This window comes from Flavobacterium sp. B114r, assembly GCF_056824125.1.
Window position 1 is genome coordinate 685,154 of sequence record NZ_CP124858.1, and the last position, 19,488, is coordinate 704,641.

The window sequence follows — 19,488 nt, forward strand, 5'->3', positions numbered from 1 at the left end:
GGAACTGTGACTAAAAACTTTATTTTTTAAACTGTGTCAATGCCTTTCTCGAAAAATCAGACAGAACCAATTTTCCTGTAATAGCTGCACGCTCAATCAGCAACGATTCCCAATGTTCAGTTCCTTCCCATATAATTTTTTTCATTTCCAGTAATGCTTCGGGATTGTATGCGCTTAATTTTTGAGCAAAATTTATTACAGCATTATCCAGATTTTCCGCATTATGAATCTCAGAGAACAATTTATTCTCCAAAGCCCACTGTGCCGACTTCCATTCATGTGCTGCCAAAGTCATTTCGGTCATTGCGGTTTTTCCTATTTTACGAGAAACGGCAGGTTCAATCACAAACGGACCAATACCAATCGCTAACTCAGATAATTTTACAGCACTTTCAGGAGTTGCCAGAACATAATCGCAAGCCGAAATAATACCAACACCTCCGCCAACAGCTTTTCCTTGTACGCGGCCTATAATTAGCTTAGCGCAATTTCGCATTGCGTTTAGTAAATGTGCAAAACCAGAGAAAAATTCTGTTCCTTGTTGCTCATTTTCAACCTGCAAAAGCTCATCAAACGAGGCACCAGAACAAAAAGTCTTCACTCCCTCACTTTGCAGCACAATTACCGAAACGTCATCATTATAACTTAAAGAATTAATTTCAGCCGTTAAGCGATCTAATAATTGACGTGGAAAAGAATTACTTGCCGGATGGCCAAATTGTACCGTAACGACTGCATTAGTAAAAGTAGTTTGTAAAGAACCGTTTTGATTTTCTGAACTCATAAAAATATATTTGATCGTAAAGTTACGGTTTTGAAAAATAATTTTGCCCGAACGCGATTTGAAATTTGTTTTTTGAAAATTAATTGACTTTATTTGCTATCGCATTTGGGGGATTAGCTCATTTGGCTAGAGTGCTTGCCTGGCAGGCAAGAGGTGATCGGTTCGAATCCGATATTCTCCACCATTAATTATCAAGCACTTATACTGAAAAGCGTAAGTGCTTTTTTTATGCCTGTTGCACACAATTTGCACACAACTCTTGAAAAGACATAAAAAAAGCCATAATTGAATTAAATCAATTATGGCTTAAAAACAATGAAATACTTTATACAATTTCTGAATGCTCTGCCCAATAGAAAAAGGTTCCGATTCCATAATTATATCTTCCGTCGAGACAATTTGTAAAAAGACTATCACATTCATCTGAACTATACGCAGGGTGATTTTGAGAAACTAAATGAAAAATATCCCGCCCTTCTTCACCGAACTCATTAGCTAACGCACATCCTATTTCAAACCACTGTTGGTAATTTTTAGTTATATCAGTTGATGAATTATTTAATTTATGAACAACCCTCATGACTTTAGTATGTGTTTTTTTTTCATTAATTCGACTTCCTCTTATTGTAGCACTATTTATTTTCGGAACTTTTTCAGATTTATATTCGACAAAATGTTCAAAAACAATCGCATTTTCATTGAAGTGGGCATTTTCATCGTAAGAATACCCCCTCAATCTGCTAACATCTCCACATGATTTATCAATAGTAATTCCAATATTTAAAAATTGAATTTTTAGAGCTTCAAAATGTTCTTTATGTTTCTCAGGAAATTTAATTGGGATTAAACAAAAAACTCCCTTACCACTGACTGATAAAGCAACATAAGATATATTTTTTATCTTTTTCAGCTCATCTCTCACTTTTGCGAAATCGTTTAAATGACGATTATCACCACCGTCTATATCTATGCAAATAAATCCACTATGCAGAATTAAGGCATTTGCATTTCTAAACATAAATTTTCCGCTAGGTGTAATACAAGGAAGTTGTGATTTTAACTTCTTTATTTCGTCTTTATCTGATAATGTCCTTATGTAATAAACTAATTCTTTGTGTTTATCATCACAAAACCAGTCATACAGATTACTACTCCCTAATGGGCTTGTTGACATATAGTTTGAAAATTTTGATATTGTTACATTTCTCATTTTAAATTTTTTAAGTAAATTAAGCTTGATTTTTAGGACGGAATAGGTCAAACAGATTTAAATAATCTGCATCCTTATCATCGCACTTGTCATTATCAAATTTTCTCTTCCCATAAAAGAAATAATATAATCCCCCTGTACTTCTACTAATTTCATATCCAGCATCCCTCAATTGGTCATTAAATTTCGCTAATGAAAAAGGCTGATAATTATTTTGGACACAGTAATTATTGTAAGTCTGAAAGAAATCACTAATTTTTACTTTCTCAGTTTTTAATGGAATATAATTTTCATCATCTAAAAATGTTAGTACACTATTTGAATCATTTCTGTATTTTCTTAACTCTTCTTCGACAATCGCAGAATATGTAAAATTATTTTGCTCAACAAGTCTTTTCATTCCCTCTATAACCATATTAAAAATACCTGGTAATTCATTCGAAATAATTTTGTTTGCCAAATCTATATCTATCTCCTCTTCAAGAATTTTCACTTTGAATGGCAAGATTATAAGACGACGATAAAAAGCATCTTTATTCTCTGTAACTCTAGGAAGCGTATTACAATTAGACATAATACGACCATAATTTTCAATCAAATAAGGATTCTGATACAACTTTTTCGCTTCCATTTTTTGGTTACTAACTAATGTCTTAAAAATATCTAAATCAAACTTACCAGATCCAAATTCTTGGGAGCAATTAAGAATATTATTTTCAAGTAATGGTCGTGTTTGGCTTTTCGAATCACACAAACTAGTAACAGAAAAACTTGTAACATTTTCCTTTCCTAGAAGATTATGTATTACCTCATTTAATACACTTTTCCCATTTCTACCACTACCAAAGAGTAACAACATTTTTTCAAGTTTCATTTTCTTAACAAAACAGTAGCCTATAAATTCCACTAGAATGTACTGAAGCTCTTTGTTCGGCAATACCTCGTCTAAAAACTTTTGAAAAATTGGCGCTGTAGCTTCAGGATTATAAGCAAAAGATAATTGGTATGTCGAGAAGTGCTCCATTTTAAAACCTGTCTCTTCAACTTTTCCATTTTTAAAAATTAGCGTAACATTTTTTAGAGGTATTATTACCTCATCTGATTTTTTATTAAAGTTTGGGATTTCAGCATCTGACTGAAATTGCTTCAACAAATCTACTTTTACTTTAGATTGTTGTGCCTCCAATTCTTCAAGTCCAGATTTTTGAGCAAAGTCTCCAAGAAAACTGTTCAAAAAACTTATATCTTTCTGCTTCCAATAAACCCTATTATAATAATAGAAGAGGTTATTAGAAATTCCTAAACCGATTCCTATTTTTGGTGCTAATTCTAATAGTTTACGAGTTATTATCACATATTTCTGAAGATTACTGGGAGCCATTTTCTGGATTTGCTTTTGTATAAGTTCAATCTCCTTATGAGTCTTAGCACTTTCTAACTCTTCTCTTAATGATAAAATTATATCACCATTAGCCTCTAAATCAAAATCTATTGCTTGTGCTTCTTCAAGCAAATCATTAAGAGCGCCTTCTTTTTTTACAACTAATTGCATCATAGTTTTAAAGCCTTCATTTGTTTTTGAACTTGTATTTTCATCTTTGTTAACTGAATTTAATGGAACATCATTAAAATCAAGTTCTTCTTTTATATAAAATTGATCCCTTTCCATAATTAATTACTTGATTGTTTTTTTCTTGCAGAATTTGCAAGAATCATTACGTACTCCGAGTTTGGTTTCTTTGATATATTCATTTCATTTGCAATCCAAGCAACGAGGTTATCTTGTTTAAATAAAACACGCATGCCGAATTTTTCATGAGGTATTTTCCCTTCAGATGTTAACTTGTAAAGTTTAGATTTACTGATTGGAAAGCCTTGTTGCACAATAAACTTAATTGCTTCATTAGTAGACATCCTTTTAGTGTCGGGCTGACTGCTTAGTTTATTGTGGAGTAACATTCTTTTTATTTCTTCAACTTCTTTTAAGATTAAGCCTACTGCTACAGGAAGCTTTTCAAAATTTAATTCTTGCAAATTCATTATATGTAAATTTTATTAATGGCTTTAGACTATCTAAAACTTATAGTACATATCATGACTGGTTAAAAAAATTAGCAGTATTTCCCACACGAAAAAACACACGAAACCTAACAATCTAAAAAACAGCGCAAAACAACTATTTAATTAAGTTTTTTTTAACATAGAAATTATAAAAATTAACAATTATTTTGTCTTTATTTTACCGTTATAAAATATATGTAACAGTGCCAAAAAAAATAGCTGTAGAAATTAAAGAGAGTATTGAATTTTTAAGAAAGAAACTCAGACAGTCAAAAGGAAAAGCAAACCGTGATAGGATCAAAACCTTACTTTATATTAAAGAGAGAAAATTTGATTTCCAAAGTGAAATTGGAAAGGCTTTAGGAAGAACTGAAAAAACTATTCGTACATGGATACTTGAATATCTTGAAAATGGGTATACAGGAATTTTAGAAATAAAAAATGGCGGAAATAATGCTCGCACTATATCAAATAAAGCTATAAAATTAATATCTAAAATAGTTAAGCATCCGAATAATTTTTCATTTTCATCTTTTATGGAATTAAAAAATTTATTGGAAAAAGAACTTGATGAAATAATAGACTACCAAGCTTTGTATTCCCATTGTAGAAGAAATCATAAAAAGGAGTTTGATTCATTAAGAGAAGTGATGAAGTCGAAACGAGGCATAAAGCTTATTTCTCCCAGACTGAATAAACAGATATCAAAGATTATTGTTGAAATAGAAATATAACTTCTACATTTATTGACCTTTTTCAAGATAAATCTGCATTATTCTTACAATAGTCTTTTTATATTTTTATATAAAAAAAAATCTTCTAAAAGTGACTAAAGAGTAAATTAGAAAGTGAAGTAAGTGAACTAATATTTTTTAAAATAGAACAGAAAAAGAATTTTATAAATTATTAAATATAAAAACAAAACTTTTGTTTAAAACTAGTTCCCTTTCTTCACTTATAATACTCTATAATCTTCATCGTGAAACTTCCTAGAAATTAAAATTTAAAAAACATAAACATCTGAACACATAACAGTTGCGCAACAACTATTACTAAGATTGTTCTATTTAGTCATTTTTATAATTTCTTTTAATGAATCATATTCTGGGTATTCTAAAATATCAATATTATTCATGCTTCCTAATAAAATTGAATCTCGGCATTTTTTCATTCTTGAAAGCATAGGTTGTAAGATACTATTGTATCGATTTACAAATTCAATTAAGTCAGATTTATTAACAGGTAATTTATATCCTCCACTATTTGAGCTAACAATAATTATATTGTTGTCTCTTAAATTTCCAATAATATTTTTCCTGAATAGTCTTGTCGAAATATCAATACCTATTTCAAACTTTAGTTTATCCATTAATTCATAGGTTTGAATAAAATAGTGAGGGCTAATTTTTTGGATGAGCATCAAATATTTCAGTAAGTATATCTGAGCTTTTGTTTCAGTATCGTTTTTCCCTTCATTTCTTAAAATATAATCATTTGCTAATGTTAATGATAGCTCGGCTATTACAGGATCAAAATCTTTAGATTCATTTTCCTGCTTTAAATAATTAGTAGATTTATTTGGCCAAAAGCGGATGTTTAATTTATCTTTTAATAGATTAAGATAATCTGTTGATTCTTCTGTATAATGTTTTTTGTCAAAACATTTCGCCAAAGTTCCAACTATAAAATCAGTTAACTGAACTAAATTATTCTGCTTACTATCACTAAATTCAAATAATTTGCTTTCATTAAAAAGATCGTATTGCGTTACCTCATTTTCAATATATTTTTGAAAGCTATTCTGAAATTCTGACGAACCAACTTGGTCGGCAATAAAAGTTATTTTATTATTTAACCTGTTTATATCAGTTACTAAAAGTTTGTTGAAGTATTTATAAAATGATTGTTTAATGCTTAATCCTTCGGAGTTTATTTCACTTTTATCAACCACGATTAAATAGATTGTAAAATCAATTTTATTTAATTCGTTTAGTATAGTTAATCTTCTTCCGTGATTTTTCCGTTTAACATTTGAGGATTTAATCTCACTTCCTTGAAAATGATTATTTCTAATATCTTCAATTATCTTATTCCCCTTAATTAAATCTTTTTCTTCAATCAATGTAGCACATAATAAAAAATGCGTAGAAACTCCAAGCTTTTCAGTTTTGATTGAGTTAGTCCCAAATTCATCTATATGTGCTAAAATTTTCGTCAAACTCGTTTTAATATTTTTATAAATAAATCACTAAATTTAATCATAAATTTGAAACAAATCAGCATTAATAAACAATATATATGGAAGTAAAATTTGATTTAGTTAGATTTGGAAGTATCCGAAAAAATTCAATTGCTGAAAAAATCATCAAAGAAAATCTGGATTTATTAAGAAATAAAATTCGATCGTTGCTGAAAGATCAAAACATGAACAATAATCGCATTAGCGTGGTATTAATTATTCCTAAAAAGGGTTATACTATCAAAATTGTGTTACATGATATTAGAGATGAATCTATAAGAAAAAAATTAAAACTTCATTTTCCAAAATCTATACATCAAGGGGATTATTCAATTATAATGAATAATTTAGACAATAAGGTCTTTGGCGGGTATTGAAATATATAATTACATTTATACATCAAACTAAACTCTCTTAATAGAAAAACCTTTCTGCTTAGCAAAATAAATTATAGTTGACAACAAAATTGGACTGGATATATTATACTGTCGTTTATTATAACAATATTTTAAAAGTGAAATTGATTTATTCTCAGAATGTTTATCTTTATCCAAAGCACATATTTGCAAAAAATATTTTTCTCCTACGTCATAACTAAAAGTATAAGAAATACCTAAAGCAACTTTTACCCAAGTATCATACGTTTCAGTTATTGATACGTCATTTTTTATCAAAAATTTAATTATATGCTTAATAGTTTTTGTATCTCCTAGTTTATTGAATCCTTCCGTCGCAAAAGCATTTTTATTGATTACAGCTGTTTTTTGAATTTTTTTTTCTCTTATTATTACAGTGGAATTATCTTCATCTATTTCTAGGAAGTCATTAAAAACAATTGAATCCTTATTAAAAAACAAATTTTCATCCCAAGAAGAAAAACACAATCTTGAAACATCACTACCACTTCTATCAAGATCAATTTTGTAGTTCTCTAAAAAATAAATACGTAGAGCATTAAAAACGTATTTATGCTTATCCACTCCACCATCTATTTTTACAATTCCTTTTAGTCCGAGACCTGATGGCGACAACCATAGTGCCATAATAAATTTATCTTTGTGCAAAGAAGCAGTCACAGCTTGTAACAGATTAGACTCCAAATTATCAATGTCAATAATCATTAGATTATTATACTCAATAATATCATTCGCTTTTCGGCCAGAACTAAATATCCCACAAAATGTTACCGCAGGCAACCGTGACTTTAATAATGAATATAAATCTTTATTACCATTTGAAATAGCCTTTCGACAGTTAATTATCAAGTCTTTATACTTACCTCTTTTTATATTTCCTAATTCTTGAAATAACGGAATAGTAATCGATTTTGACGATTTCATATTATCGAAACTTGTAATCTGTATTTCTGATAGTTCTTTCATAGTTATAACAAAAATACATATATTTGCTAAAAAGGTGTAGTAAGAGTGTGCAAACAAATTTATTTGTTTGATGGCATTCATGAATCAGGTGACATTTTTGTCTAGGGAAACTATTAATGTAAAAGTTAATAGCTACCGAATAATCTAATAACCTAAAGTCCTGAGATATTTTTGGTTCAATGTATTTTAAAGCTTATTGGATACATTTTTATTTCTATCTTCACAATATTATTAAAACTGCTACGCCTTTTTTTATGACATTAAATAGTTATTTTGAAGATGATAAAATAGTACAAATTTTATGTAAATATCGTGCAAAGCAAGCCAGTAAAAGGCATGATTTACATATGATTAGAAACATCAGCCTTCATAAAAGAAATGATGTTATTTTTTCTTCTCAACAAAAAAAACAGTTTATAGAAATTTCTGAAATGTTTCCTTCACGACGAAAATGGAAAAAACTCTATCGTGAAGAAAGAAAATCTTGCAAAGACAGCCTTAAATCAAACCAGTTAAGACTTTTTAATTCATATAAAAAAACAAAAGATCAAGTTGAGAAGAATATAATTCAAGCTCCTGTCTGGTACAATAAACTTATTTCATTTGTTAAAGAAATTCAAAATGAAATTTTTGATATCGAAAATCAAAATTTTCATTTAAATCCCCCAAAGATCACAGGCATAAAAAAAGATGATGAAAAAGGCCTAATTACATATCGACCAATTGCAGTTTATGATTTAAAATCTAAAATAATATGCTCTTTAACTGCAAAGTATCTTATTAATTTTTTTGACAAACACTTTTTTGATTGTTCGTTTGCTTTCAGATCTTATAATTTACGTAAAAAAAAGATCCCCTCCCATCATGATTGCATTGATGAAATAAATCAGAAAAGAAAAAAAAGTAAAGGCTTATGGGTGGCAGAATGCGACATTCAAAAATTTTTTGATATTGTTAACCATACGCACTTATTAAATGTTTTTACTAATTTATCAAAAAAGATACATGATAATAGTGGTAAAACTATTGATCCTAAATCCGTAATTTTATTTAAATCTTTTTTAGAATCTTATTCATTTCAAAAAAATATTCTAGCACTTAATGGTAATAAGGAATGGTTTGAACAAAACAATCTACCAGTGGGTGTATTTGGATGGGCTGAAAAAAAGTTGAACGATGCTTTTGGTGATACTTATACTAAAGATAATTTAATCGGAATTCCTCAAGGAAATGCAATCTCTTGTTTTGTAGCAAATTTGATTTTACATGATGTAGATGAAAAAGTTTTACGTTCTGTAGAAGATATATTTTATATACGGTACTGCGACGATATGATTTTAATGCATAGTGACAAATCAAAATGTCAACATGCCCTTAATACTTTTACAGATGGTCTCAAAAAAAATCTTCTTCTATATCACCCCCCTATAGAAAATCTTAATTACAAAATGGAAAGTGATATTTTTTGGAATGGAAAAGAATCTAAATCCAAGTTACCTTACTACTGGGCTGACAAAAATATTAATTGCACGAATATTCCCTGGTTGTCATTTGTTGGTTATCAAATAAATTTTGATGGAAAAATCAGAGTCCGAAAAAAAACTATAATAAAGGAAACTAAAAAACAGATTTCGGAAACAGAAAAAATAATAATCAATTTAGGTAAGCTAAAGCATTATCAAAAAGTTAAAGATCATCATTCAAGAAAGTCCAAAAGACAAATTATAGCTAGTTTGGAACATCGATTAATATCAATGTCAGTTGGCAGAATAAAAATCTATAATCATAAATCTCCTCTTGAACAAGGGTTATGTTGGACAAATGGTTTTAAGGCTCTTAAAAGAAATAAAATAGTATCAAGACAATTAAGGTATTTAGATAGAAAGCGAAATCATCAAATAATTAGACTTAAAACTGTTTTAAAAAAAATTAAAAAAAAATCAACTATCAAAGATTTCAAAGAGAGAAAAAATCAAAATGGTTCGGCATTTAGTTATTATAACTTCTTAAAAAACAAATAACAAGATAAAAAAAACATAACTAATCTAATTAAAATTTAGCATCAAAACTATTAAATTTTTAATTATATCCTTCTTTCGAAAATTCTCCTCATCATTTTTATTTAATTCATAATCTGTAATTATTCACTTCCTATTTTAAGCTACATAATTGATAGAAAATATTATGATAATATACGTATAGATGGCGTTCGAAAGTAGTAAGGGTTTCATTCTTATATGTTTTCATTGAAGAATCCGAATGAAAATTAATTTATTTCTACGCTAATATTTTAGACAATAAACATTCTTCTAATCACAAATAATTGTAGGAAAAAATGAATATATTTGGAAACGAAAATATATTCTATATCCAATAAGACAATGATAATAATAAGTTCAATTGAAATTAACAATTTTCGATCTATTGTTAAACTTGACAAAGGTCTAACTCCTAATCAACTTAATATAATAGTTGGACAAAATGATATTGGTAAATCAAATTTTTTAAAAGCATTAAATCTTTTTTTTAATGGGGAAACAGAAATTGGTAGTCCATTTCGATTTAGTGATGATTTTTCGAAATATGCAATTACTCCAAACAAAAAAGCAGAGGAGGTAAAAATTAAAATTACTTTTCAAAGACCTACTAGATTTAAAGACAAAGAAAATATGGTATGGACAAAAATTTGGAGAAAAGAAGGTCTTTCCATAAATGAAATAAAAACTCAAAGCGGAAAAGAGCCTTCAGGAAGAAGTGGGACATTGCAATGGGTTAAGAAAATTAAATTTAAATATGTACCTGCAATAAGAGGATCAGAATATTTCAATTATTTAATGGGCGACTTACATGATGCTCTCAGCGAAATAAATCCAAGTGCATTTAATGATGCTTCAGAAAAATTTGTAGACGGATTAAAAACACAAGTGGAATTATTAGTAGAGAACATTACCACAGAGCTTGGTTATTCAAGCCAAATTGGAATGCCTTCAGACTTTAAACTTTTATTTTCTACTCTTGATTTTTCATTAAACAAAGGTGGAGCAATGATTTCATTAAATAAAAGAGGAGACGGAATAAAAGCTCAACACATTCCAATTATCTTAAAGTTTATTGCAAATCACTACAAATCAATTGCCGGGAGGGCTGTAATAAATCCTGATACAATATGGGGGTTTGAAGAACCTGAGAACAATATGGAAATGGGGAATGCATTTAAGCTCTCAAAAATTTTTGCTAATTTTTCAGATGACTTACAAATTTTTATAAATACTCATTCTCCTGCATTCTATTCTTTGGCAAAAGAGTTTACAGATAAAACAAATCTATATTTAGTAAAATCAGAAAGTGAAAAAGTAGGTACAAAATTAAATTTTGTTGATTTGGACGATATCCAAATATTTGATAAAGAGGTCGGTTTACTCCCTATTATTACTGAATACATCTCAAAAGAGGTAGAATTAAGACAATCAGCAGAAAAAAAAACTGAGGAATTAAGCAAGTTAAAAAGCAATACTAAAATATTAGTTTTATCTGAAGATAAAGATTTATCATATATTAAGAAAATTTGTGAAATTCAAAATTATGATATGACTACAACCGAATTTATATCATATGAAAGTCGCTCAAACCTTTTAGCGGCTATGCAATCTTGTAAAATAAAACTAACTGACAAACCAGAATTAACAGATATAATTTTTCATCGAGATAGTGACATTTATGATAACGACGAATTTGACAAAGATAGAGTAAAAGAGAGGTTAACAAATTTAAATAAATCAGGCAAAATAAAACACCATTTATTTCAAACTTCTGGATATGATTTAGAAAATTATTTTATTAATACTCAACATATTTTTAGCTTGTATCCAAATTTTACTATTGAGACAATTGATCAATTAATAATTGAATCCACACTTGAAACAAAAGATAAATCAATGGATAAACTATACAATAAAATAGAGCAAAAAAGAAAAGAATATGAGAATAGAGGCGAATTATTCAAGTTTAGCAATTCAAACGCAATTAAAGAGTTACAGGAATTATACGACAGCAACAACGAAAGATATAGATATGGAAAAACTGTTTTAGGAGTTTTAACAGGAAAGCTTTCGAAGGGATATGGTAAAATTGATTTACTACAAAAAACTGACGAAATTAATATTCCTTTTTTAAGAGAAATAATTGAAAAGCAAGCATAACTTTGGTTATCTACATGTCTGTATATTTTCAATAAATAATAATCATTAGTTTTAGTTGAGAAACATATTTACTTGAATTTTTGAAAATTTCTATTTTAAGTTCTGATCTCTTAGCTTCTTTTAAGTCTTATTTTGAGGTCGATTTTTTTTGTTCAGGGTTTAATCTCAAGTGACCGTTTCCTTTCTGTTCCATATTTAAGATGCTTCCTTCGCCATTTCGTCATTAGTGGAGGTGCTATGTCAAGTTCTTTTGAAGTTTTCATCTAACCCATCTCATACCCTAATTGTACAAGCCTTCTATTTGAAATTGCGGTCGTAAATTTCTACATTTTTTCATTTATGAAAGTTCAGATTCTGTTTTTGTGTGAATTTAAAAAATATAATCATATAAATAAAAATGTTCCTGTTGCAGGTCATGGAAGTTAACTTAAATTATTAAGTAAATTTTAAAATCATTAAAGTAGATAAAAAAACATACCGGAATTAAATTACAACAAGTATGTATTCTTATTTTAACCTTACTTATTCGAAAAGATCTTTTTTTCAATACCTTAGCAAAAATTCTATTTACGTAATATAAATCTTATGAGTAAAAAAGATCTTTCAGAAAGGGATATTTGTACAAAATTTATCACTCCCGCTTTACTAAAAGCAGGTTGGGATTTGCAAAAACAAATTTTAGAAGAAGTCTTTTTTACAGATGGTAAAATATATGTAAGAGGAAAACTTACTGCAAGAGGCGAAAGAAAAAGAGCTGATTATATTCTTTATTATCAAGACAATCCAATTGCAATAATTGAAGCAAAAGACAACAAACATTCTATTCGTTCAGGAATTCAGCAAGCTTTAGGATATGCAACTATTTTAGATATTCCTTGTGTTTTTAGCAGTAATGGTGATGGGTTCTTATTTCACGATAAAACTGTAAATGATTCCAATATTGAAACTGAATTATCTCTTGACGAATTTCCATCACCTGAAGTCTTATGGAATAAATATAAAAAGTATAAAGGAATTGTCAATGCTGAAGGTGAAAAAATAGCTTTACAAAAATATTTTTCTGATGGCTCTGGAAGAAAACCTCGCTATTACCAACAAAATGCTATCAATAGAACTGTTGAAGCGATCGCCAATGGTCAGAATAGAATTTTATTGGTTATGGCAACTGGTACAGGAAAAACCTATACTGCTTTTCAAATTATATATCGTTTATGGAAGTCAAGAAGTAAAAAGAGAATCTTATTTTTAGCCGACAGAACTGCTTTGATTGATCAAACTAGAAAAGGTGACTTTAAGCACTTTAAGGATAAAATGACCATTATTAAAAAGAAAGTCTTAGAAAGTAGTGACGGAAAAGAAGAATTAATAAGTAATAAAAAAAGAGGAATTGATACTTCTGATAAAGCTTATGAGGTATTTTTAGGCCTTTATCAAGGTTTAACCAACAATGAACCAGGGATTGAAGATGCTTACAAAGATTTTTCTCCAGATTTTTTCGACTTAATTATAATTGATGAGTGTCATCGCGGAAGCGCAAATGAAGACAGTTCTTGGCGTGAAATTTTACGTTACTTTAAGACAGCTACTCATGTTGGTCTAACTGCAACACCAAGAGAAACTAAAGAAACCAGCAATACAGAATATTTTGGTGATCCGGTTTATACTTATTCTTTAAAACAAGGGATTGATGATGGATTTCTAGCTCCATACAAAGTAATTCGTGTTTCACTAAATGTTGATACCGAAGGTTATCGACCGCAACGAGGAAAAACCGATAAAGAAGGGAATCTTATTGAAGATAGAATTTATAATCGAAGAGATTTTGATAAAAAACTCGTTATTGATGAACGTACAGATATTGTTGCACAAAAAGTAACTGAATATTTAAAAGGTTTAGATCGTTTTGCTAAAACTATTATTTTTTGTGTGGATATTGACCATGCTGAAAGAATGCGTAATGCAATTGCCAAACACAATGCTGATTTAGTTTCTGAAAATTATAAATATGTAATGCAAATTACAGGCGATAATGACGAAGGAAAGCGGGAACTTGATAATTTCATAAACCCTGAAGAAGTTTATCCTGTTATAGCAACTACTTCTGAATTAATGACAACTGGTGTCGATGCGCAAACCTGCAAAGTAATTGTTTTAGATGCTAATATCAATTCGATGACTAAATTTAAGCAAATTGTTGGTCGCGGAACAAGAATTAATGAAGAGTTTGATAAACTTTATTTTACCATTTTGGATTTTAGAAATGCAACAGATAACTTTGCTGATCCAACTTTTGACGGTGATCCTTTGAGAGTTAAACCAATTACGGAAGAAGCTAATTTAACTCATATTATTGATGAAGAACAAAACGATTATTCTCCAATAATTGATGATATAAGTGGTGAAGAAATTGTAATGGAATCAAAAATTCGAAATCCGTTAAATGAAACTGAATATAAAAAAAGAGAAAAACAATACATAAATGGTATTGATGTATCTGTTTTAATAAGTCGTGAATTGTATTTTGATTCTAATGGAAAGCCAATAACTGTTAGTTTACAAGATCACACGAAAGGAATTATTAAAGGAAAATATGCTTCTTTAAATGATTTTTTACTGATATGGAATCAAGCTGATCGAAAAGAAGCCATTATTAAAGAACTACAAGAACAAGGTATTTTAGTTGAGGCTTTATATGCAGCTGTTGACAAAGATGTTGATTTATTTGATTTAATTTGTCACGTCGCATATGACCAGAAACCTTTGACAAGACAAGAGCGGGCAGATAATGTAAAGAAGCGAAATTATTTTACTAAATATGAAGCTAATGCACGTAAAGTATTAGAAACACTATTAGACAAATATGCTGATGAAGGTGTTGAAAACATCGAGAGTATTGAAGTACTTCGAGTAAAACCTTTTGATAATTTCGGTTCTACACTAGAAATTGTCAATGGTATTTTTGGTGGTAAAAATAGTTATATGGAAGCGGTGAAAGAATTGGAACTGGAATTATATAAAAAAGCATAATGGAAGAAATTGATATTCAAAACAGTTATGCAGAATTTCTCAAAGACTCTAACTTTCAAAAACTTGAAATTCTCTCTGATAATCCAAATATTTTTGAAATATTAAAAGTAGAAAAATATGAAATTAGACATTCTAATTTTCTTGCTTGGCTTCTAAACCCTAAAGGAAATCATGGACTTGGAAGCAGATTTTTAAAAATGTTTCTTTTTGATCTGGCTCTAGACGAAAAAAGTAATGGTTTCAGTGTTTTAAATGTCCAAAATTTAGATTATTCAAATGTTGAAATATTCCGAGAATGGAAAAACATAGACATAGTTCTAATTATTAATGATATTGTCATTGCCATAGAAAACAAAATAAATCATTTTGAGACTGAAGGTCAGTTAAGTAAATATAGAACTGCAATTGAAAATACTTTTCATTTAAATAATTCTATTTTTGTTTTTCTTAACCCATACGGTCATGAAGCTTCATGTGCTAGATATATTAACTTCTCATACCAAACAATAGCTAACAATTTAGATCAAATTTTAGAATTAAATAAATCTATTTTGTCAAGGACAAAAATATACATTGAAGATTACTTAGATAATTTAAAAAATATCATATTGGATAATGGAGAAAAAAATATGCTTGTAAATCAAATATATTTACAACATAAATATTTTATTGACTATATCATACAAAACAAATCAAGCGAATTACAAAAAATCAGGATTCCCTTAGAAAATTTAATCAAGCAAAAAGGTTGGATTCTAGGCTCTTCAAGTAAAAAGTACCTACGTTTTCTAACTTCTGATCTAGATAAAATTATACCCAAAAAAGTATTAGATAGAGATTGGAAAGAAGGGGAAGCTTTCCTATTCCAAGTTGATTTCGTGGATAATAGAAGTGAGATTATTACTTGTTGTGCAATTAGTCCATGCGAAAAAAATATTAGACAAAGTTTACTTGAAATCTTAGGTAATAAGAACAAGTCTAGAAATTGGTTGATATATAATAATAAAAGCCATAACATAAAAAATAAATTGAAAGCTATAGATTGTGACTACGAATCAATTGCCAAAGAGATAATGAAATCTTTAGAAGAAATGGTTAATGAAATTGAACCTAAACTTTTAGATAATAAAAATAAATTTATACAAAGCATAACAATACCAAATGAGTAACATTTCATCAATACTAAAAAGCATACAAACTATAATGTGGCAAGACACTGGTCTAAACGGTGACGCCCAAAGAATCGAACAATTGGGTTGGATGCTTTTTCTTAAAATATTTTCAGATAAAGACAAAGAATTAGAATTATTAGATGATAATTACACCTCACCTATTCCCGATTTATTTCATTGGGTAAATGAAAAAGGAAATTGGGCAGGTGATTCTGAAGGAATGACTGGTGATGAATTGTTAGAATTTGTTGACAGACAGTTATTTCCTTCTCTTCGTGATATCGACGTAAGCACAGGAAATCGTCGTGCATTGATTGTACGTGAAGTGTTTGATGGTAACAATAATTATATGAAAAGTGGCACCAATATTCGTAAAGTCTTGAATAAACTAAACGAAATGGACTTTAACGTTGCCAAAGATCGTCACGCATTTGGAGAATTATACGAAACGATTTTAAAAGGATTACAAAGTGCTGGTAAGAGTGGTGAATTCTATACACCTCGAGCTATTACTTCTTTTATTACTGAAATGATTAACCCGCAATTGGGTGAAAAAATACTAGATCCAGCATGCGGAACAGCTGGTTACTTGACTTGTGCAATAGAACATTTAAAAAAACAAGCCAATAGTGTTGAAGAACTTCAAAGCATTGGCGAAAATGTAATTGGTTGGGAATATAAACCTCTTCCCTATTTGTTAGCTACTACCAACTTGATTCTACATGATATAGAAGTTCCTAATATTCGTTTTGGTGATGCATTAGATCAGCCTTTAAGTAATTTCACAGAAAAACATCGAGTAAATGCGATTTTGGCAAATCCGCCTTTCGGTGGTATTGTTGCCAATAATAACGAAACCAACTTTCCGCAAAACTTTAGAACCAAAGAAAGTGCCGATTTGTTTTTGATCTTGATGATTCATTTATTAAAAAAAGATGGTCGTGCTGGAATTGTTTTACCTGACGGTTCATTGACTGGCGATGGCGTAAAACAACGCGTGCGACAAAAACTGCTTGAAGATTGCAACCTGCACACCATTATTCGTTTGCCTAACTCCGTGTTCCAGCCTTATGCAACCGTAGCCACCAATTTATTGTTTTTTACCAAAGGAACGCCTACCAAAGAAGTTTGGTATTACGAGCATATATTACCCGAGGGACAAAAAGCCTACAACAAAACCAAACCGATACAAGCCAAGGAATTTAACCCGATAAAAACCTGGTGGAGTGACCGCAAAGAAAGTGACATTAGTTGGAAAGTGGATATAAAAACCATAATAGACCGAAATTATGATTTGGACATAAAAAACCCAACCAAACAGGAAGAAGCTCATGAATACAATAGTGTAGAGTTGATGGAGTTATTACATGGTTCTTTTGACAAAAGCAATGTATTATTGGAACAATTAAAAAATGCGGTAAAATGAAATTAACTAAAATTGGTGATTTTTTAAAGCGTAGCAGAATTCCAATAGATATTTTGGATAATGAAGAATATACTCGTGTTACAATAAGAATTAATCACAACGGTGTTTCATTAAGAGACACCGAATTGGGTAAAAAAATAGGAACAAAAAAGCAGTTTATCCTTAAAGCTGGTCAGTTTATTGTTTCAAAGATTGATGCACGATATGGTGCGTTTGGTATTGCACCAAATGAAGTTCATAACGCAATAATTACAGGGAATTTTTGGGCGTATGATGTGGATTTTAGTAGACTGAATATTGAATGGTTTAATCAATTTACCAATTCGCCTCATTTTTATGAATTATGTGAAAGGGCTAGTACAGGCATTACACATAGAAAATACTTGAATGAGAGTTTCTTTTTAAATTATGAAATAATGCTTCCTTCAGTTGAAGAACAATTAATTCAAATAGACAAAATAAAAATTCAAAAGATTTCATTTGGGGAATTAACAACTGAACTCACTCACCAACTCGACCTAATCAAGCAACTGCGTCAGGCATTTTTGCGTGAAGCAATGCAAGGAAAATTGATTAAAAGTACCAGTACAAATGAAACTGGACAACAACTCTTAACCAAAATTAAAGGTGAGAAAGCACAATTAATTGCCGAAAAGAAACTAAAAAAAGAAAAAGAATTACCTGCAATATCCACTGATCAAATTCCTTTTGAAATTCCTGAACATTGGACTTGGTGTAGATTGGGAGAATTATCACTGTTTTCAGAAGCTGGGAAAAGTTTTAGATGTAATGAAGTCATTATTTCCGGTGATGAATGGGGAGTAATTAAACTTAGCGCTATTTCATGGGATGTTTTCCAAGAAAATGAAAATAAGTTTTATTCAAAAATAAAACCTTTAGATACATCTGCACAAATTATGAAAGGAGATTTTATAATTTCGAGAGCAAATACATCAGAATTAGTTGGGAAAAGTGTAGTGGTAAATAGCATTTCAAAAAATCTGCTTTTAAGTGATAAAACAATTAGATTCAAATTTTCAGAGTTAATTTCAACAACTTTTGTAAATCTATATAACAATACAAAGCTAACAAGAGCTTATTATATTTTAAAAGGTACAGGTTCTAGTCCTTCAATGAAGAATATTAAAAGAGAACATATGAATGAACTCTTAATCCCACTTCCACCGCTTCATGAACAAGAAGAAATTGTTGCCAAACTAAAAGAATTAATGACATTTTGTGATGATTTAGAGAAAAGCATAAAAGAAAGTCAAGCATATAATGATATGCTATTGCAACAGGTTTTAAGAGAAGCTTTGCAATCACAGGAAAACGTAAAAACTATTTCTATTGAAAGTAGAAAAATAGAAAATCCTTTAAAAACAATTCTAGCTGGCCATATCATAAACCTAAATAATACTAGTGATTTTGGTAGAGTTAAGTTTCAAAAATTATTATTCTTAACTGAATATATATGCAAAATTAATTTCGACTCAAATTATATTAAAAAAGTAGCCGGGCCATATGATGATGTTTTGATTAAAAGTATTGAATCTGACTTTAATCGTATGCGTTTTTTTAATGTTGTTCAGGATAAAACGGATAATAAAAGAGTACGATATACTGCACTTTCAGGAGCAAGCGAATTGGAAAGTTTATTTCTGGAAAACTTTACTAATGAATCACTAAGAATCAACAATACCCTTTTAAAATTTAGGCCATTAAGTTGGGGAGAATGTGAACTAATTGCTACACTTTATGCCGTTTGGAATAATCGAATCATCAAAAATGAGTTAATTACTGATGAATTACTTTATAGTGATTTTATGGCTTGGGATAAACAAAAAATTAAATACCAAAGTGTATTTCATAAATGGTTATTCTGGATGAAAGATGAACGTATAATTCCTGATGGATGGGGGAAATATATTGATAAACCACAGTAATATAAATAAGCTTCACTTTTTTAATAGATATCTAAAATGCTT

The 19,488-nt window shown here is 29.4% G+C and carries 14 protein-coding genes and 1 tRNA gene; 9 read left to right on the plus strand and 6 right to left on the minus strand.

Going from position 1 to position 19,488, the window contains the following annotated elements:
- Positions 1-19: 19 nt before the first annotated feature.
- Positions 20-784 (minus strand): enoyl-CoA hydratase/isomerase family protein, encoded by a 765-nt coding sequence (locus QLQ94_RS03180; protein WP_271338652.1) that lies wholly within the window; start codon positions 782-784, stop codon positions 20-22.
- Between the two features lie 107 nt (positions 785-891).
- Here QLQ94_RS03180 and QLQ94_RS03185 point away from each other — a divergent pair.
- A tRNA-Ala gene (locus QLQ94_RS03185) sits at positions 892-968 on the plus strand.
- A gap of 141 nt (positions 969-1,109) precedes the next feature.
- Here the strand turns inward: QLQ94_RS03185 and QLQ94_RS03190 are convergent.
- From QLQ94_RS03190 to QLQ94_RS03200, 3 genes are read right to left on the minus strand one after another with little or no spacing between them, the layout of a single operon-like run.
- Entirely contained in the window at positions 1,110-1,994 is an 885-nt protein-coding gene (locus QLQ94_RS03190; RefSeq protein ID WP_482499179.1) for a PriCT-2 domain-containing protein, read from the minus strand.
- 19 nt (positions 1,995-2,013) lie between these two features.
- On the minus strand, positions 2,014-3,663 hold the full coding sequence (locus QLQ94_RS03195; RefSeq protein ID WP_482499181.1) for a DNA primase family protein: 1,650 nt from the start codon (positions 3,661-3,663) through the stop codon (positions 2,014-2,016).
- Between the two features lie 2 nt (positions 3,664-3,665).
- The gene (locus QLQ94_RS03200) at positions 3,666-4,034 is read right to left on the minus strand and encodes a helix-turn-helix domain-containing protein (protein WP_482499183.1); all 369 of its coding nucleotides are present in this window, start codon (positions 4,032-4,034) and stop codon (positions 3,666-3,668) included.
- 224 nt (positions 4,035-4,258) lie between these two features.
- Between QLQ94_RS03200 and QLQ94_RS03205 the strand changes: the two genes are divergently transcribed.
- Positions 4,259-4,789 (plus strand): COG3415 family protein, encoded by a 531-nt coding sequence (locus tag QLQ94_RS03205; protein WP_482499185.1) that lies wholly within the window; start codon positions 4,259-4,261, stop codon positions 4,787-4,789.
- 329 nt (positions 4,790-5,118) lie between these two features.
- Here the strand turns inward: QLQ94_RS03205 and QLQ94_RS03210 are convergent, their stop codons facing one another.
- Entirely contained in the window at positions 5,119-6,273 is a 1,155-nt protein-coding gene (locus tag QLQ94_RS03210; RefSeq protein WP_482499187.1) for a DUF3800 domain-containing protein, read from the minus strand.
- A gap of 80 nt (positions 6,274-6,353) precedes the next feature.
- On the opposite strand from QLQ94_RS03210, the gene QLQ94_RS03215 reads away from it, so the two are divergent.
- The gene (locus QLQ94_RS03215) at positions 6,354-6,671 is read left to right on the plus strand and encodes a hypothetical protein (RefSeq protein WP_482499189.1); all 318 of its coding nucleotides are present in this window, start codon (positions 6,354-6,356) and stop codon (positions 6,669-6,671) included.
- A gap of 27 nt (positions 6,672-6,698) precedes the next feature.
- On the opposite strand, the gene QLQ94_RS03220 is transcribed toward QLQ94_RS03215, so the two are convergent.
- Positions 6,699-7,757, minus strand: coding sequence for a BT4734/BF3469 family protein (locus QLQ94_RS03220; protein ID WP_482499191.1), 1,059 nt, complete (start codon positions 7,755-7,757; stop codon positions 6,699-6,701).
- 173 nt (positions 7,758-7,930) lie between these two features.
- Here QLQ94_RS03220 and QLQ94_RS03225 point away from each other — a divergent pair, with 173 nt between their 5' ends.
- The 6 genes from QLQ94_RS03225 (at position 7,931) to QLQ94_RS03250 (ending at position 19,446) form a co-directional block, all read left to right on the plus strand.
- Complete coding sequence (locus tag QLQ94_RS03225) at positions 7,931-9,697, plus strand: reverse transcriptase domain-containing protein (RefSeq protein ID WP_482499193.1); 1,767 nt, start codon at positions 7,931-7,933, stop codon at positions 9,695-9,697.
- 324 nt (positions 9,698-10,021) lie between these two features.
- Positions 10,022-11,875, plus strand: a complete 1,854-nt coding sequence (locus tag QLQ94_RS03230; protein WP_482499195.1) for an ATP-dependent nuclease — start codon at positions 10,022-10,024, stop codon at positions 11,873-11,875.
- 585 nt (positions 11,876-12,460) lie between these two features.
- Positions 12,461-14,902, plus strand: coding sequence for an EcoAI/FtnUII family type I restriction enzme subunit R (gene hsdR / locus QLQ94_RS03235; RefSeq protein WP_482499196.1), 2,442 nt, complete (start codon positions 12,461-12,463; stop codon positions 14,900-14,902).
- Positions 14,902-16,071, plus strand: a complete 1,170-nt coding sequence (locus tag QLQ94_RS03240; protein ID WP_482499198.1) for a PDDEXK-like family protein — start codon at positions 14,902-14,904, stop codon at positions 16,069-16,071. The genes hsdR and QLQ94_RS03240 overlap by 1 nt, the downstream gene beginning before the upstream one ends.
- Positions 16,064-17,500 (plus strand): class I SAM-dependent DNA methyltransferase, encoded by a 1,437-nt coding sequence (locus tag QLQ94_RS03245; RefSeq protein ID WP_482499200.1) that lies wholly within the window; start codon positions 16,064-16,066, stop codon positions 17,498-17,500. Before QLQ94_RS03240 ends, QLQ94_RS03245 begins: the two co-directional genes overlap by 8 nt.
- Positions 17,497-19,446, plus strand: coding sequence for a restriction endonuclease subunit S (locus QLQ94_RS03250; protein ID WP_482499202.1), 1,950 nt, complete (start codon positions 17,497-17,499; stop codon positions 19,444-19,446). Before QLQ94_RS03245 ends, QLQ94_RS03250 begins: the two co-directional genes overlap by 4 nt.
- The last annotated feature ends 42 nt before the right edge of the window (positions 19,447-19,488 follow it).

Excerpts from the sequence above, each read along its gene's own strand:
- hsdR (WP_482499196.1), top strand. The coding sequence starts at position 12,461 with ATGAGTAAAAAAGATCTTTCAGAAAGGGATATTTGTACAAAATTTATC.
- QLQ94_RS03225 (WP_482499193.1), top strand. The coding sequence starts at position 7,931 with ATGACATTAAATAGTTATTTTGAAGATGATAAAATAGTACAAATTTTA.
- QLQ94_RS03195 (WP_482499181.1), bottom strand. The coding sequence starts at position 3,663 with ATGGAAAGGGATCAATTTTATATAAAAGAAGAACTTGATTTTAATGAT.
- QLQ94_RS03240 (WP_482499198.1), top strand. The coding sequence starts at position 14,902 with ATGGAAGAAATTGATATTCAAAACAGTTATGCAGAATTTCTCAAAGAC.
- QLQ94_RS03190 (WP_482499179.1), bottom strand. The coding sequence starts at position 1,994 with ATGAGAAATGTAACAATATCAAAATTTTCAAACTATATGTCAACAAGC.
- QLQ94_RS03215 (WP_482499189.1), top strand. The coding sequence starts at position 6,354 with ATGGAAGTAAAATTTGATTTAGTTAGATTTGGAAGTATCCGAAAAAAT.
- QLQ94_RS03180 (WP_271338652.1), bottom strand. The coding sequence starts at position 784 with ATGAGTTCAGAAAATCAAAACGGTTCTTTACAAACTACTTTTACTAAT.
- QLQ94_RS03245 (WP_482499200.1), top strand. The coding sequence starts at position 16,064 with ATGAGTAACATTTCATCAATACTAAAAAGCATACAAACTATAATGTGG.
- QLQ94_RS03200 (WP_482499183.1), bottom strand. The coding sequence starts at position 4,034 with ATGAATTTGCAAGAATTAAATTTTGAAAAGCTTCCTGTAGCAGTAGGC.
- QLQ94_RS03220 (WP_482499191.1), bottom strand. The coding sequence starts at position 7,757 with ATGAATGCCATCAAACAAATAAATTTGTTTGCACACTCTTACTACACC.
- QLQ94_RS03250 (WP_482499202.1), top strand. The coding sequence starts at position 17,497 with ATGAAATTAACTAAAATTGGTGATTTTTTAAAGCGTAGCAGAATTCCA.